Consider the following 262-nt stretch of genomic DNA (forward strand, 5'->3'; position numbering starts at 1 on the left):
GGCTTTCTCACGCAGCTACTTTGAATTCCGTTTGACCGAAGCCATTAATAAAATGTCGAGAAACCATTCAATTAAATTACACCTATGTATATTTGATATAGACAATTTTAAAACCATTAATGATAGTTATGGACATATAAACGGAGATGAATTACTCAAAGCAATCGCAACTATTGTCAAAGAGAACATTCGCCCCATTGATTGCTTTGCTCGTTTGGGCGGAGATGAATTCGTTCTTCTACTTATTGACTTAGATGATCAG

1 protein-coding gene is annotated in these 262 nt (G+C 35.5%); it reads left to right on the forward strand.

The features are described from left to right. Nucleotides 1-262 (forward strand): GGDEF domain-containing protein (locus AAEZ00_RS21550; RefSeq protein WP_351089988.1); only part of this gene is annotated, 262 nt, incomplete at both ends.

This window comes from Shewanella sp. S1-49-MNA-CIBAN-0167, assembly GCF_040310145.1.
GTDB lineage: Bacteria > Pseudomonadota > Gammaproteobacteria > Enterobacterales > Shewanellaceae > Shewanella > Shewanella psychromarinicola.